Consider the following 12,973-nt stretch of genomic DNA (forward strand, 5'->3'; position numbering starts at 1 on the left):
AGTCCTTTAGGCAAGGAGTTAATTGTCGTGGCTAAAGAAAAATTTGATCGTTCCCTACCTCACGTCAACGTTGGCACCATCGGTCACGTTGACCACGGTAAAACCACTCTGACCGCTGCTCTGACTCGCGTTTGCTCCGAAGTTTTCGGTTCTGCAATCGTTGAGTTCGACAAGATCGACAGCGCTCCAGAAGAAAAAGCTCGTGGTATCACCATCAACACCGCGCACGTTGAGTACAACTCGACTATTCGTCACTACGCTCACGTTGACTGCCCAGGTCACGCTGACTACGTGAAGAACATGATCACCGGTGCTGCCCAGATGGACGGCGCGATCCTGGTTTGCTCGGCCGCTGATGGTCCGATGCCACAAACCCGTGAGCACATCCTGCTGTCCCGTCAGGTTGGCGTTCCGTACATCGTGGTTTTCCTGAACAAGGCTGACCTGGTAGACGACGCAGAGCTGCTGGAACTGGTTGAGATGGAAGTTCGCGACCTGCTGTCCACCTACGACTTCCCAGGCGACGACACTCCGATCATCATCGGTTCGGCTCGTATGGCTCTGGAAGGCAAAGACGACAACGAAATGGGCACCACTGCCGTTCGTAAACTGGTTGAAACTCTGGATACCTACATCCCAGAACCAGTTCGTCTGACCGACAAGCCGTTCCTGATGCCAATCGAAGATGTATTCTCGATCTCCGGTCGCGGTACTGTAGTAACTGGTCGTATCGAGCGCGGTATCGTTCGCGTTCAAGACGCTCTGGAAATCGTTGGTCTGCGTGACACCACCACCACCACCTGCACCGGTGTTGAGATGTTCCGCAAGCTGCTGGACGAAGGTCGTGCTGGTGAGAACTGCGGCGTTCTGCTGCGTGGCACCAAGCGTGACGACGTTGAGCGTGGTCAGGTTCTGGTTAAGCCGGGTTCGGTTAAGCCGCACACCACTTTCACTGCAGAAGTGTATGTGTTGAGCAAAGAAGAAGGCGGTCGTCACACTCCGTTCTTCAAAGGCTACCGTCCACAGTTCTACTTCCGTACCACTGACGTGACCGGTAACTGCGAGCTGCCGGAAGGCGTTGAAATGGTAATGCCAGGCGATAACATTCAGATGACTGTTACCCTGATCAAAACCATCGCAATGGAAGATGGTCTGCGTTTCGCTATCCGTGAAGGCGGTCGTACCGTCGGCGCTGGCGTCGTAGCCAAAATCATCGCTTAATAAGTGATGACTTGAAAAAGCCCCCGCTCAGCGGGGGCTTTTTTATTGGGTTGACACTATGGTGGCCCCTCTATAGAATTGCGCCTCCTTTTAACGGGCGTATTGCGCTCGCTGGGAATAGCAGCCGGAGTCTGAAATCCAATGCAAAATCAGCAAATCCGTATCAGGTTGAAGGCTTTTGACCATCGCCTGATCGACCAATCCACCCAGGAAATCGTGGAAACCGCGAAACGTACTGGTGCTCAAGTGCGTGGTCCAATTCCACTGCCTACCCGTAAAGAGCGGTTCACCGTTCTGGTCTCCCCGCACGTCAACAAAGACGCGCGTGACCAGTACGAGATCCGTACTCATAAGCGCGTTCTGGACATCGTCCAGCCAACGGATAAAACCGTTGATGCACTTATGAAGCTTGATCTTGCGGCCGGTGTGGAAGTGCAGATCAGCCTCGGCTAAGACTCGGTCTTAGTCGTGTAACGCTCTGAAATGGGCGGCCATAGCGGGTGAAAGCCCCGTACACTCATGAGGTTTACAACATGACTATTGGTGTAGTCGGTCGTAAATGCGGTATGACCCGTATTTTCACCGAAGAAGGTGTCTCCATTCCGGTCACGGTCATTGAGATCGAGCCGAATCGCGTCACCCAGTTCAAAACTGAAGAGACCGATGGCTATCGTGCAGTGCAAGTCACTGTCGGCGAGCGTCGCGCTTCGCGTGTAACAGCAGCTCAGGCTGGCCACTTCGCCAAGGCGAACGTTGCCGCTGGTCGCACCACCATGGAATTCCGTCTTGAAGAAGGCGAGTACCAGGCTGGCGATCTGATCAACGCTGAAATCTTCGCCGCTGGTCAACTGGTTGATGTAACCGGTCAGTCCAAGGGTAAAGGCTTCCAGGGTACGATCAAGCGTTGGAACTTCCGCGGGCAAGATAACACCCACGGTAACTCCGTATCCCACCGCGTCCCAGGCTCTATCGGCCAGTGCCAGACTCCTGGTCGTGTATTCAAGGGCAAAAAAATGTCCGGTCATATGGGCGCTGAGCGCGTGACCGTGCAGTCCCTGGAAGTAGTGCGCGTGGACGCTGAACGCAATCTGTTGTTGGTCAAGGGCGCTGTTCCTGGCGCTACTGGCGGCAACCTGGTTGTACGTCCAGCAGCCAAGGCTCGCGGTTAAGGGGAAGCTGACATGCAATTAAATGTAAATGACGCTCAAGCGATCGAAGTTTCCGAACTGACATTTGGCGGCGAATTCAACGAGACGCTGGTTCACCAAGCAGTCGTGGCCTACATGGCCGGCGGCCGTCAAGGTAGCAAGCAGCAAAAGACCCGTTCCGACGTTCGTGGTGGCGGTAAGCGCCCTTGGCGTCAGAAAGGTACTGGCCGTGCTCGTGCCGGTACTATCCGTAGCCCAATCTGGCGCGGCGGCGGCACCACTTTCGCAGCTCGTCCACAAGATCACTCCCAGAAGCTGAACAAGAAGATGTATCGCGCAGCAATGCGTTCCATCCTTGCTGAGCTGGTGCGTACTGATCGTCTGGTCGTGGTTCAGGATTTCGCTGTTGAAACTCCGAAAACCAAAGATCTGCTGGGCAAACTGAACAACATGAGCCTGACCGACGTTCTGATCGTGTCGGACGCTGTTGATCAGAACCTGTACCTGGCTGCTCGTAACCTGCCACACGTAGATGTACGTGACGTGCAAGGTTCCGATCCAGTTAGTCTGATCGCATACGACAAAGTGTTGATCACTGTGTCGGCCGTGAAGAAATTCGAGGAGCTGCTGGGATGAACCAGGAACGCGTATTTAAAGTTCTGCTTGGCCCGCACGTTTCCGAGAAGGCTACGGTTCTGGCTGACAAGAAAGGCCAGTTCGTTTTCAAGGTTGCTACTGATGCAACCAAGCTGGAAATCAAGAAGGCCGTCGAAAGCCTGTTCAGCGTGAAAGTAGAGCGTGTTACTACCCTGAACGTTCTGGGTAAGAGCAAGCGCACTGCTCGCGGTCTGGGCAAGCGTAATGACTGGAAGAAGGCAGTTATCTCCCTTCAGCCAGGCCAAGATCTCGATTTCAGCAGCAGTGCTGAGTAAGGAAGGGGTGCATCATGGCAATCGTTAAATGCAAACCGACTTCCCCTGGCCGCCGTTTTGTGGTCAAGGTGGTCAACCAGGAGCTGCACAAAGGCGCTCCTCACGCACCGCTGCTCGAGAAAAAATCGAAGTCTGGTGGTCGTAACAACAATGGCCGCATTACCACTCGTCACGTTGGTGGTGGTCATAAGCAGCATTATCGTCTGGTCGACTTCCGTCGCAACGACAAAGATGGCATCGCTGCCACTGTCGAGCGTATCGAATACGATCCAAACCGTACTGCTCACATCGCTCTGCTGCTGTACGCAGATGGCGAGCGTCGCTACATCATCGCCCCTAAAGGCGTGAGCGCTGGCGACCAGCTGATCGCAGGTGCCCTGGCACCGATCAAGCCGGGCAACGCTCTGCAACTGCGTAACATTCCAGTTGGTAGCACCGTACACGGCATCGAATTGAAGCCAGGCAAAGGCGCGCAAATTGCTCGCTCCGCTGGTGCTTCGGCTCAGCTGATCGCTCGCGAAGGTGTCTACGTGACCCTGCGTCTGCGTTCCGGTGAGATGCGTAAAGTGCTGGCTGAGTGCCGCGCGACCCTGGGCGAAGTCTCGAACTCCGAGCACAGCCTGCGTTCGCTGGGTAAAGCTGGTGCCAAACGCTGGCGTGGCGTTCGCCCAACCGTTCGTGGTGTTGCCATGAACCCGGTTGACCACCCACATGGTGGTGGTGAAGGTCGTACCTCTGGTGGTCGTCATCCGGTATCGCCATGGGGCTTCCCGACTAAGGGCGCGAAGACTCGTGGTAATAAGCGTACCGACAAAATGATCGTCCGTCGTCGCAAGTAAATAGAGGGATACGACAGTGCCACGTTCTCTGAAAAAAGGTCCTTTTATCGATCTTCACCTACTGAAGAAGATCGAAGTGGCGGCGGAGAAGAACGATCGCAAACCGGTGAAAACCTGGTCGCGTCGTTCGATGATCCTGCCACAAATGGTCGGTCTGACCATCGCAGTACACAACGGTCGTCAGCACGTCCCAGTTCTCGTGAACGAAGACATGGTCGGCCACAAACTGGGCGAGTTCGCCGGTACCCGCACTTATCGCGGGCACGTGGCAGACAAGAAAGCCAAGCGTTAAGGGGTTAGGAAATGGAAGTAGCCGCTAAGTTGTCGGGCGCTCGAATCTCCGCCCAAAAAGCCCGCTTGGTCGCCGACCAGATCCGCGGGAAAAAGGTGGGCGAAGCGCTCAACCTGTTGGCTTTCAGCAGTAAGAAAGCCGCCGAGATCATGAAGAAAGTGCTGGAGTCGGCCGTAGCCAACGCCGAGCATAACGAAGGCGCAGACGTTGATGACCTGAAGGTCAGCACTGTTTTCGTCAACGAAGGGCGTTCGCTGAAGCGCATCATGCCACGTGCCAAAGGCCGTGCTGATCGCATCGTCAAGCGGTCTTGCCATATCACTGTCAAGGTTGCTGACAAGTAACGGAGTCGAAGAGATGGGTCAGAAAGTACATCCCATTGGCATTCGCCTGGGAATCGTCAAGGAGCACACCTCCGTCTGGTACGCAGACGGTCGGACTTATGCGGACTATTTGCTCGCAGATCTGAATGTGCGTGAGTATCTCCAAGACAAACTAAAAAGCGCGTCCGTAAGCCGTATCGATATCCATCGTCCGGCCCAAACTGCACGCATCACCATCCACACCGCTCGTCCAGGTATCGTTATCGGGAAGAAAGGTGAAGATGTTGAGAAGCTGCGTCAGGACCTGACCAAGCAAATGGGTGTGCCTGTGCACATCAATATCGAAGAGATCCGCAAGCCGGAACTCGACGGTATGCTGGTTGCGCAGAGCGTAGCTCAGCAGCTGGAGCGTCGCGTAATGTTCCGTCGCGCTATGAAGCGCGCAGTACAGAACGCCATGCGCATTGGTGCCAAGGGCATCAAAATCCAAGTGAGCGGTCGTCTCGGCGGTGCTGAAATCGCACGTACTGAATGGTATCGCGAAGGTCGTGTGCCACTGCACACCCTGCGTGCCGACATCGACTATGCCAACTACGAAGCGCACACCACTTACGGTGTGATCGGTGTAAAGGTTTGGATCTTCAAAGGCGAAGTAATTGGTGGTCGCCAAGAAGAACTGAAACCACAAGCACCAGCGCCTCGTAAAAAAGCTGCTAAGTAAGGGGTACGCCAAATGTTGCAACCTAAGCGTACGAAGTTCCGCAAGCAGATGACCGGCCACAACCGTGGTCTGGCACTGCGCGGTAGCAAAGTCAGCTTCGGCGAGTTCGCGCTGAAGTCTGTTGCTCGTGGTCGTCTCACCGCTCGTCAGATCGAGTCAGCGCGTCGTGCTCTGACCCGTCACGTAAAACGTGGTGGCAAGATCTGGATCCGTGTATTCCCGGACAAGCCGATTTCCAAAAAACCTCTCGAGGTTCGGATGGGTAAAGGTAAGGGTAACGTGGAATACTGGGTTGCCCAGATTCAGCCAGGCAAAGTCCTGTATGAAATCGAGGGTGTTTCTGAAGAGCTGGCGCGTGAGGCTTTCGCCCTGGCTGCTGCAAAGCTGCCGCTCGCCACCTCCTTTGTTAAACGGACGGTGATGTGATGAAAGCGAATGAACTTCGTGAAAAATCCGCACAGCAGCTGAACGAGCAACTGCTCGGCTTGCTGCGCGACCAGTTCAATCTGCGTATGCAGAAAGCAACTGGCCAGTTGGGGCAGTCTCATCTGCTCTCGCAAGTTAAGCGTGACATCGCTCGCGTGAAAACTGTGCTCAACCAGCAGGCAGGTAAGTGATCATGGCTGAAGCCGAAAAGACTGTCCGTACGCTGACTGGCCGTGTTGTCAGCGACAAGATGGACAAAACCATCACCGTTCTGATCGAGCGTCGCGTTAAGCACCCGATCTACGGTAAATACGTTAAGCGTTCGACTAAGCTGCACGCGCACGACGAAACCAATCAGTGCCACATCGGCGACAAAGTCACTATTCGTGAAACTCGTCCGCTGGCCAAGACCAAGTCTTGGGCGCTGGTTGATGTTCTCGAACGCGCTGTGGAAGTCTAAGGACTAGGGGTCGGAGAAATTATATGATTCAGACTCAATCCATGCTCGATGTGGCCGATAACAGCGGCGCGCGCCGCGTTATGTGCATCAAGGTGCTGGGTGGCTCCCATCGTCGTTACGCTGGTATCGGTGACATCATCAAAGTAACCGTCAAGGAAGCAATTCCGCGCGGTAAAGTGAAAAAAGGCCAAGTGATGACTGCTGTTGTAGTCCGCACTCGTCACGGCGTTCGCCGTGCAGACGGCTCTATCATCCGCTTTGATGGCAACGCTGCTGTTCTGTTGAACACCAAGCAAGAGCCGATCGGCACCCGTATCTTTGGGCCAGTGACCCGTGAACTTCGTACTGAGAAGTTCATGAAGATCGTCTCGCTCGCCCCAGAAGTGCTGTAAGGAGATCCGACATGCAAAAGATTCGTCGTGACGACGAGATCATCGTGATCGCCGGCAAAGACAAAGGTAAGCGCGGTAAGGTGCTGAAGGTTCTTGCTGACAACCGTCTGGTTGTTGGTGGTCTGAACCTGGTCAAGCGTCATACCAAGCCTAACCCGATGTCGGGCGTACAGGGCGGTATCGTCGAGAAAGAAGCGCCATTGCACGCTTCCAACGTCGCCATCTTCAACGGCGAAACCAACAAGGCTGACCGCGTTGGTTTCAAAGTAGAAGACGGTAAGAAAATTCGTGTCTTCAAGTCGACCCAAAAAGCGGTTGATGCTTGAACACTGCTAGGTAGAAGACCATGGCACGACTAAAAGAGATTTACCGGAAGGAAATCGCTCCGAAACTTAAGGAAGAACTTAAGCTTTCGAACGTGATGGAAGTTCCGCGCGTTACCAAAATCACCCTGAACATGGGTCTGGGCGAAGCGATCGGCGACAAGAAAGTCATCGAGCACGCTGTTGCTGACCTGGAAAAGATCACCGGCCAGAAAGTCGTTGTGACCTACGCTCGCAAATCCATCGCCGGCTTTAAAGTCCGCGAAGGTTGGCCGATCGGCGTCAAAGTGACCCTGCGCCGTGAGCGTATGTACGAGTTCCTGGATCGTCTGCTGTCGATCTCCCTGCCTCGGGTTCGCGACTTCCGCGGCCTGAATGCCAAGTCCTTCGATGGTCGTGGTAACTACAGCATGGGCGTGAAAGAGCAGATCATTTTCCCGGAAATCGACTACGACAAGATCGATGCTCTCCGCGGTCTGGACATTACCCTGACCACCACTGCCAAGAACGATGATGAAGGCCGCGCTCTGCTGCGTGCTTTCAAATTCCCGTTCCGCAACTGATTGGAGTAGGAAAATGGCCAAGAAGAGCATGAAAAACCGCGAGCTGAAGCGTCAGCTCACGGTTGCCAAGTACGCCAAAAAGCGTGCAGCGCTGAAAGCTATCATCGTTGATCTGAACGCAAGTCCAGAAGCGCGTTGGGAAGCTACCGTAGCACTGCAGAAGCAGCCACGTGACGCGAGCGCTTCGCGCATGCGTAACCGCTGCCGCCTGACCGGTCGTCCACACGGCGTTTACCGCAAGTTCGGCCTGGGCCGTAACAAACTGCGTGAAGCTGCCATGCGTGGTGACGTACCTGGTCTGGTTAAAGCCAGCTGGTAAGCACTGTCAAAGTCTCGGTGGTTGGAATCGCAAGATCCTGACCGCCGGTGACCTTGAACTTGAATCAAGCCCCTTTTGGGGCTTGATTCATTTGTGGGGTGTGTCTAGAATACCCGGCTCGCCTGAGCCCGTGCTTTTTCTGCGCGGATGTTCTCGGCGAAGGTAGTAGCCGCAAGGCTTATTTTTTTGTATTAGGAGCGTCTAGCCCATGAGTATGCAGGACCCGTTAGCGGACATGCTAACTCGAATCCGTAATGCCCAGATGGCTGAAAAGTCCGTCGTAAGCATGCCATCTTCTACTTTGAAGGTAGCTGTTGCCAAAGTCCTGAAGGACGAAGGTTACATTGCGGGTTATCAGATCAGCAGCGAAATCAAGCCACTGCTGTCCATCGAGCTGAAGTACTTCGAAGGCCGTCCGGTCATCGAGGAAGTGAAGCGCGTTAGCCGTCCAGGCCTGCGTCAGTACAAGTCCGTCGATGATCTGCCAAAAGTACGTGGCGGTCTCGGTGTGTCTATCGTCTCCACCAACAAAGGTGTGATGACTGATCGTGCTGCGCGCGCTGCCGGTGTCGGCGGCGAAGTTCTTTGCACTGTGTTCTAAGGGGGGATAAGCATGTCTCGCGTCGCTAAGAACCCCGTTAAGCTGCCAGCCGGTGTCGAAGTAAAATTCGCAGGCCAACAGCTTTCGGTGAAGGGTGCCAAGGGCACTCTCGAACTGAACGTCCATTCGTCCGTTGAGATCGTTGAAGAAGCTGGTGAGCTGCGTTTCGCTGCTCGCAATGGCGATCAACAAACTCGCGCAATGGCCGGTACCACTCGTGCGTTGGTAAACAACATGGTCCAAGGCGTAAGCCAAGGCTTCGAGCGCAAGCTCCAGCTGGTCGGTGTTGGTTACAAAGCGCAAGCAAAAGGCACAGTGCTGAACCTGGCTCTTGGCTTCTCGCACCCAGTGGATTATGAACTGCCGGAAGGCATCACCGCTGAGACTCCTAGCCAGACCGATATCCTGATCAAGGGCATCGACAAGCAGCTGGTAGGTCAAGTGGCCGCCGAGATCCGCGACTTCCGTCCACCAGAGCCGTACAAAGGCAAAGGTGTGCGCTACGCGGACGAAGTCGTCCGTCGTAAAGAAGCCAAGAAGAAGTAGGGCATAGCAAATGACCGACAAAAAAGTTACTCGACTGCGTCGCGCTCGCAAAGCACGCCTGAAAATGCACGAACTCGAAGTCGTGCGTCTCTGCGTGTTCCGCTCGTCGCAGCACATCTACGCCCAGGTCATTTCGGCCGACGGCAACAAAGTTCTGGCATCTGCCTCGACTTTGGATAAAGAACTGCGTGATGGTGCCACTGGCAACATCGACGCGGCCACAAAGGTTGGCCAGCTGGTCGCTACGCGTGCTAAGGCCGCTGGCGTCTCGCAAGTGGCTTTCGACCGCTCTGGCTTCAAGTACCACGGCCGCGTTAAAGCGCTGGCTGATGCTGCTCGTGAAGCTGGGCTGGAGTTCTAAGTTATGTCAAATAACGACCAAAAGCGCGACGAAGGCTACATCGAGAAGCTGGTTCAAGTTAACCGCGTAGCCAAAACCGTTAAAGGCGGCCGTATCTTCACCTTCACCGCGTTGACCGTGGTGGGTGATGGTAAAGGGCGCGTTGGCTTCGGCCGTGGCAAGTCGCGTGAAGTGCCTGCTGCGATCCAGAAGGCAATGGAAGCTGCTCGCCGCAACATGATCCAGGTTGACCTGAACGGCACCACTCTGCAGTACGCTATGAAGTCCGCTCACGGCGCTTCGAAGGTGTACATGCAGCCTGCTTCTGAAGGTACCGGTATCATCGCTGGCGGCGCTATGCGTGCTGTCCTCGAAGTTGCTGGCGTTCAGAACGTTCTGGCCAAGTGCTACGGCTCGACTAACCCGGTAAACGTGGTTCACGCCACTTTCAAAGGTTTGAAAGCTATGCAATCCCCTGAATCCATTGCCGCCAAGCGTGGCAAAAGCGTCCAGGAGATCTTCTGATCATGGCTACCGTAAAAGTAACGCTGATCAAAAGCATGACCGGCCGCATCCCTAACCACAAACTGTGCGTTAAGGGTCTGGGTCTGCGTCGCATCGGTCACACTGTAGAAGTCCAGGATACTCCCGAGAATCGCGGGATGATCAACAAGGCCTACTACATGCTGCGTGTCGAGGGTTAATCGATGAAACTCAATGATCTGAGTCCAGCGCCGGGTTCCCGTCGCGAAAAGCATCGTCCGGGCCGTGGTATCGGTAGCGGTTTGGGTAAGACTGGTGGCCGTGGTCACAAAGGTCAGACCTCCCGTTCCGGTGGCACCATCGCTCCAGGCTTTGAAGGCGGTCAACAGCCGCTGCATCGTCGCCTGCCGAAGTTCGGTTTCGTTTCCCTGAAAGCCATGGATCGCGCAGAAGTGCGTCTGTCCGAGCTGGCTAAAGTGGAAGGCGACATCGTCACCGTGCAGTCCCTGAAAGATGCCAACGTGATCAACGTCAACGTTCAGCGTGTGAAAATCATGCTGTCCGGTGAAGTGACTCGCGCTGTGACTATCGGCAAGGGAATCGGCGCCACCAAAGGTGCGCGTGCGGCTATCGAAGCAGCTGGCGGCAAGTTCGAGGAATAAATGGCTAAGCAAGGTGCTCTCTCTGCGCTCGGCAAAGGCGGTATGTCTGAACTCTGGGCTCGTCTGCGTTTTCTGTTCCTGGCGATTATCGTCTACCGAATAGGCGCACACATCCCGGTTCCAGGTATCAACCCGGACCGACTCGCGGACCTGTTTCGACAGAATGAGGGGACCATTCTTAGCTTGTTCAACATGTTTTCCGGCGGCGCGCTGGAGCGGATGAGCATCTTTGCACTGGGGATCATGCCGTACATTTCGGCATCGATCATCATGCAACTGATGACAGCCGTCAGCCCGCAGCTGGAGCAGTTGAAGAAGGAAGGTGAAGCTGGCCGTCGCAAGATCAGCCAGTACACCCGCTACGGCACTGTCGTCCTCGCTCTCGTTCAGGCTATTGGCATGTCCATTGGTTTGGCGGGGCAGGGCGTTGCGTTCACTGGTGACTTTGGCTTCCATTTCGTTGCGGTAACCACTTTTGTGGCTGGCGCAATGTTCATGATGTGGCTGGGTGAGCAGATTACTGAGCGTGGTGTTGGCAACGGTATCTCGATGTTGATTTTTTCGGGTATCGTCGCCGGTCTTCCGAGAGCAATCGGGCAGTCTTTCGAGTCTGCGCGTCAGGGTGATATCAACATCTTCGCCCTGGTTGCCATCGGTTTGCTGGCAGTAGCGATTATCGGTTTCGTGGTGTTCATTGAGCGTGGTCAGCGTCGTATCGCTGTTCACTACGCCAAGCGTCAGCAGGGCCGCAAGGTTTTTGCTGCGCAGACTAGCCACTTGCCGCTGAAGGTGAACATGGCCGGTGTTATTCCGGCTATTTTCGCAAGCAGCATTTTGCTGTTTCCGGCTTCGTTGGGTGCCTGGTTTGGTCAGTCTGAAGGTTTGGGCTGGTTGCAGGACATCTCGCAGTCGATCGCTCCTGGTCAGCCGTTGAATATTCTGCTGTTTAGTGCAGGGATTATTTTCTTCTGCTTCTTCTATACGGCGTTGATGTTCAATCCGAAAGACGTAGCGGAAAACCTGAAGAAGTCCGGTGCCTTTATTCCGGGTATCCGTCCAGGTGAGCAGTCTGCACGCTATATTGATGGCGTTCTGACTCGCTTGACCATGTTCGGTGCTCTCTATATGACGGCCGTCTGCCTGTTGCCCCAGTTCCTGGTGGTTGCAGCAAACGTTCCGTTCTACCTTGGCGGGACCTCGTTGCTGATCGTCGTCGTGGTTGTGATGGACTTCATGTCCCAAGTACAATCGCACCTCGTTTCGCACCAGTACGAATCCCTGATGAAGAAAGCCAACCTGAAGGGTTACGGCAGCGGCATGCTGCGCTGACCCATAAGGTTCGAGGAGTTGGTGATGAAAGTTCGTGCATCGGTGAAAAAGCTGTGCCGTAACTGCAAGATTATTCGCCGCGAAGGTGTTGTTCGAGTAATTTGCAGCGCGGAACCGCGTCACAAACAGCGCCAAGGCTGAGTGTGATTGTGCTTCAAGCCCAGCAGCTAGTGCGCTGCTGGGTTGATTATTTGTTATTACAGCGATATTATCTCGCGCCCTATTTCTTGGCTTCCGGGGCGTAGGTAGCTGTCAATTGGAGTCCCACTGAATGGCCCGTATTGCAGGCGTCAACATTCCAGATAACAAGCATACTGTTATCTCGCTGACCTACATCTATGGTGTTGGTCGCACAACTGCACAGAAGATCTGTGCAGACGCTGGTGTAAACCCAGCCGCAAAGATCAAGGATCTGAGCGACGAGCAGATTGAACAGCTGCGTGGCGAAGTGGCGAAGTTCACCACTGAAGGTGACCTGCGTCGCGAAATCAACATGAAAATCAAGCGCTTGATGGACCTCGGTTGCTATCGCGGTCTGCGTCATCGTCGTGGTCTGCCAGTACGCGGTCAGCGTACCAAGACCAACGCGCGTACCCGTAAAGGTCCGCGTAAGCCGATCCGCAAGTAATCGCCCCAGCGAATCGACAGGAATTTAATCATGGCAAAACCTGCTGCTCGTCCTCGTAAAAAAGTTAAAAAGACAGTGGTTGATGGCATCGCCCACATCCATGCTTCTTTTAACAACACCATCGTGACCATCACCGACCGTCAAGGTAACGCTCTTTCCTGGGCTACCTCCGGTGGTTCGGGTTTCCGCGGTTCCCGCAAGTCCACCCCGTTCGCTGCTCAAGTAGCTGCTGAACGTGCTGGTCAAGCTGCGCTGGAATACGGCCTGAAAAACCTCGACGTTAACGTCAAGGGTCCAGGTCCAGGTCGTGAATCCGCAGTTCGTGCTTTGAACGGCTGTGGCTACAAGATCGCCAGCATCACCGACGTGACGCCAATCCCGCACAACGGGTGCCGTCCGCCGAAGAAGCGCCGCGTGTAATCCAG

At 54.8% G+C, this 12,973-nt stretch carries 26 protein-coding genes; all 26 read left to right on the plus strand.

The genetic code is table 11. The features are described 5' to 3' along the window. The first annotated feature begins 27 nt into the window (after positions 1-27). The 26 genes from tuf to rpsK all read left to right on the plus strand — a co-directional run bounded on the left by tuf (position 28) and on the right by rpsK (position 12,968). The gene (tuf, locus tag ACZYR5_RS25650; RefSeq protein WP_027617687.1) at positions 28-1,221 is read left to right on the plus strand and encodes an elongation factor Tu; all 1,194 of its coding nucleotides are present in this window, start codon (positions 28-30) and stop codon (positions 1,219-1,221) included. A 141-nt stretch (positions 1,222-1,362) separates the two neighbouring features. Beyond that, the gene (rpsJ, locus tag ACZYR5_RS25655; protein ID WP_003186070.1) at positions 1,363-1,674 is read left to right on the plus strand and encodes a 30S ribosomal protein S10; all 312 of its coding nucleotides are present in this window, start codon (positions 1,363-1,365) and stop codon (positions 1,672-1,674) included. An 80-nt stretch (positions 1,675-1,754) separates the two neighbouring features. Continuing rightward, a complete protein-coding gene (rplC, locus tag ACZYR5_RS25660; protein ID WP_003228738.1) occupies positions 1,755-2,390 on the plus strand; it encodes a 50S ribosomal protein L3 in 636 nt (211 codons plus the stop codon). A 12-nt stretch (positions 2,391-2,402) separates the two neighbouring features. Beyond that, positions 2,403-3,005 carry a 50S ribosomal protein L4 gene (gene rplD, locus ACZYR5_RS25665; RefSeq protein WP_003228735.1) on the plus strand — a complete coding sequence of 201 codons (603 nt, stop codon included), beginning with the start codon at positions 2,403-2,405 and terminating at the stop codon, positions 3,003-3,005. Then, the gene (gene rplW, locus ACZYR5_RS25670) at positions 3,002-3,301 is read left to right on the plus strand and encodes a 50S ribosomal protein L23 (protein WP_002555488.1); all 300 of its coding nucleotides are present in this window, start codon (positions 3,002-3,004) and stop codon (positions 3,299-3,301) included. The genes rplD and rplW overlap by 4 nt, the downstream gene beginning before the upstream one ends. A gap of 14 nt (positions 3,302-3,315) precedes the next feature. Continuing rightward, positions 3,316-4,140, plus strand: a complete 825-nt coding sequence (gene rplB / locus ACZYR5_RS25675) for a 50S ribosomal protein L2 (RefSeq protein WP_007924198.1) — start codon at positions 3,316-3,318, stop codon at positions 4,138-4,140. A 16-nt stretch (positions 4,141-4,156) separates the two neighbouring features. Next, positions 4,157-4,432, plus strand: a complete 276-nt coding sequence (gene rpsS, locus ACZYR5_RS25680; protein ID WP_002555486.1) for a 30S ribosomal protein S19 — start codon at positions 4,157-4,159, stop codon at positions 4,430-4,432. Positions 4,433-4,443: 11 nt separating this feature from the next. Further along, positions 4,444-4,776 (plus strand): 50S ribosomal protein L22, encoded by a 333-nt coding sequence (rplV, locus tag ACZYR5_RS25685; protein WP_003103908.1) that lies wholly within the window; start codon positions 4,444-4,446, stop codon positions 4,774-4,776. 13 nt (positions 4,777-4,789) lie between these two features. Then, positions 4,790-5,476: a 30S ribosomal protein S3 gene (gene rpsC, locus ACZYR5_RS25690; RefSeq protein ID WP_007970424.1), complete on the plus strand. Its 687-nt coding sequence runs from the start codon at positions 4,790-4,792 to the stop codon at positions 5,474-5,476. Positions 5,477-5,488: 12 nt separating this feature from the next. Then, positions 5,489-5,902 carry a 50S ribosomal protein L16 gene (gene rplP, locus ACZYR5_RS25695; protein ID WP_003228729.1) on the plus strand — a complete coding sequence of 138 codons (414 nt, stop codon included), beginning with the start codon at positions 5,489-5,491 and terminating at the stop codon, positions 5,900-5,902. After that, positions 5,902-6,093: a 50S ribosomal protein L29 gene (gene rpmC, locus ACZYR5_RS25700; protein WP_002555481.1), complete on the plus strand. Its 192-nt coding sequence runs from the start codon at positions 5,902-5,904 to the stop codon at positions 6,091-6,093. Before rplP ends, rpmC begins: the two co-directional genes overlap by 1 nt. A 2-nt stretch (positions 6,094-6,095) precedes the next feature. Then, entirely contained in the window at positions 6,096-6,362 is a 267-nt protein-coding gene (gene rpsQ / locus ACZYR5_RS25705; RefSeq protein WP_003176419.1) for a 30S ribosomal protein S17, read from the plus strand. Between the two features lie 23 nt (positions 6,363-6,385). Continuing rightward, complete coding sequence (gene rplN / locus ACZYR5_RS25710) at positions 6,386-6,754, plus strand: 50S ribosomal protein L14 (protein WP_008089810.1); 369 nt, start codon at positions 6,386-6,388, stop codon at positions 6,752-6,754. An 11-nt stretch (positions 6,755-6,765) separates the two neighbouring features. Further along, positions 6,766-7,080, plus strand: coding sequence for a 50S ribosomal protein L24 (rplX, locus tag ACZYR5_RS25715; RefSeq protein ID WP_003186046.1), 315 nt, complete (start codon positions 6,766-6,768; stop codon positions 7,078-7,080). 20 nt (positions 7,081-7,100) lie between these two features. Then, the gene (gene rplE / locus ACZYR5_RS25720) at positions 7,101-7,640 is read left to right on the plus strand and encodes a 50S ribosomal protein L5 (RefSeq protein WP_003210069.1); all 540 of its coding nucleotides are present in this window, start codon (positions 7,101-7,103) and stop codon (positions 7,638-7,640) included. 13 nt (positions 7,641-7,653) lie between these two features. Beyond that, entirely contained in the window at positions 7,654-7,959 is a 306-nt protein-coding gene (gene rpsN / locus ACZYR5_RS25725) for a 30S ribosomal protein S14 (RefSeq protein ID WP_027617689.1), read from the plus strand. Positions 7,960-8,167: 208 nt separating this feature from the next. Beyond that, positions 8,168-8,560: a 30S ribosomal protein S8 gene (gene rpsH, locus ACZYR5_RS25730; protein ID WP_003186040.1), complete on the plus strand. Its 393-nt coding sequence runs from the start codon at positions 8,168-8,170 to the stop codon at positions 8,558-8,560. 12 nt (positions 8,561-8,572) lie between these two features. Continuing rightward, positions 8,573-9,106 (plus strand): 50S ribosomal protein L6, encoded by a 534-nt coding sequence (rplF, locus tag ACZYR5_RS25735; protein ID WP_025129400.1) that lies wholly within the window; start codon positions 8,573-8,575, stop codon positions 9,104-9,106. 10 nt (positions 9,107-9,116) lie between these two features. Then, positions 9,117-9,467 carry a 50S ribosomal protein L18 gene (gene rplR, locus ACZYR5_RS25740; protein ID WP_003186037.1) on the plus strand — a complete coding sequence of 117 codons (351 nt, stop codon included), beginning with the start codon at positions 9,117-9,119 and terminating at the stop codon, positions 9,465-9,467. 3 nt (positions 9,468-9,470) lie between these two features. Continuing rightward, positions 9,471-9,971 (plus strand): 30S ribosomal protein S5, encoded by a 501-nt coding sequence (gene rpsE / locus ACZYR5_RS25745; RefSeq protein WP_010566852.1) that lies wholly within the window; start codon positions 9,471-9,473, stop codon positions 9,969-9,971. 2 nt (positions 9,972-9,973) lie between these two features. Continuing rightward, positions 9,974-10,150 (plus strand): 50S ribosomal protein L30, encoded by a 177-nt coding sequence (rpmD, locus tag ACZYR5_RS25750; protein WP_003176408.1) that lies wholly within the window; start codon positions 9,974-9,976, stop codon positions 10,148-10,150. Between the two features lie 3 nt (positions 10,151-10,153). Next, positions 10,154-10,591 carry a 50S ribosomal protein L15 gene (gene rplO / locus ACZYR5_RS25755; RefSeq protein ID WP_003228720.1) on the plus strand — a complete coding sequence of 146 codons (438 nt, stop codon included), beginning with the start codon at positions 10,154-10,156 and terminating at the stop codon, positions 10,589-10,591. Next, the gene (gene secY / locus ACZYR5_RS25760; protein WP_027617690.1) at positions 10,592-11,920 is read left to right on the plus strand and encodes a preprotein translocase subunit SecY; all 1,329 of its coding nucleotides are present in this window, start codon (positions 10,592-10,594) and stop codon (positions 11,918-11,920) included. 24 nt (positions 11,921-11,944) lie between these two features. Further along, on the plus strand, positions 11,945-12,061 hold the full coding sequence (rpmJ, locus tag ACZYR5_RS25765; protein WP_002555468.1) for a 50S ribosomal protein L36: 117 nt from the start codon (positions 11,945-11,947) through the stop codon (positions 12,059-12,061). A gap of 130 nt (positions 12,062-12,191) precedes the next feature. After that, entirely contained in the window at positions 12,192-12,548 is a 357-nt protein-coding gene (gene rpsM / locus ACZYR5_RS25770; protein ID WP_042729624.1) for a 30S ribosomal protein S13, read from the plus strand. A gap of 30 nt (positions 12,549-12,578) precedes the next feature. Then, positions 12,579-12,968, plus strand: a complete 390-nt coding sequence (rpsK, locus tag ACZYR5_RS25775) for a 30S ribosomal protein S11 (RefSeq protein WP_002555466.1) — start codon at positions 12,579-12,581, stop codon at positions 12,966-12,968. Positions 12,969-12,973 lie beyond the last annotated feature (5 nt).

Source organism: Pseudomonas sp. F007, from assembly GCF_057814275.1.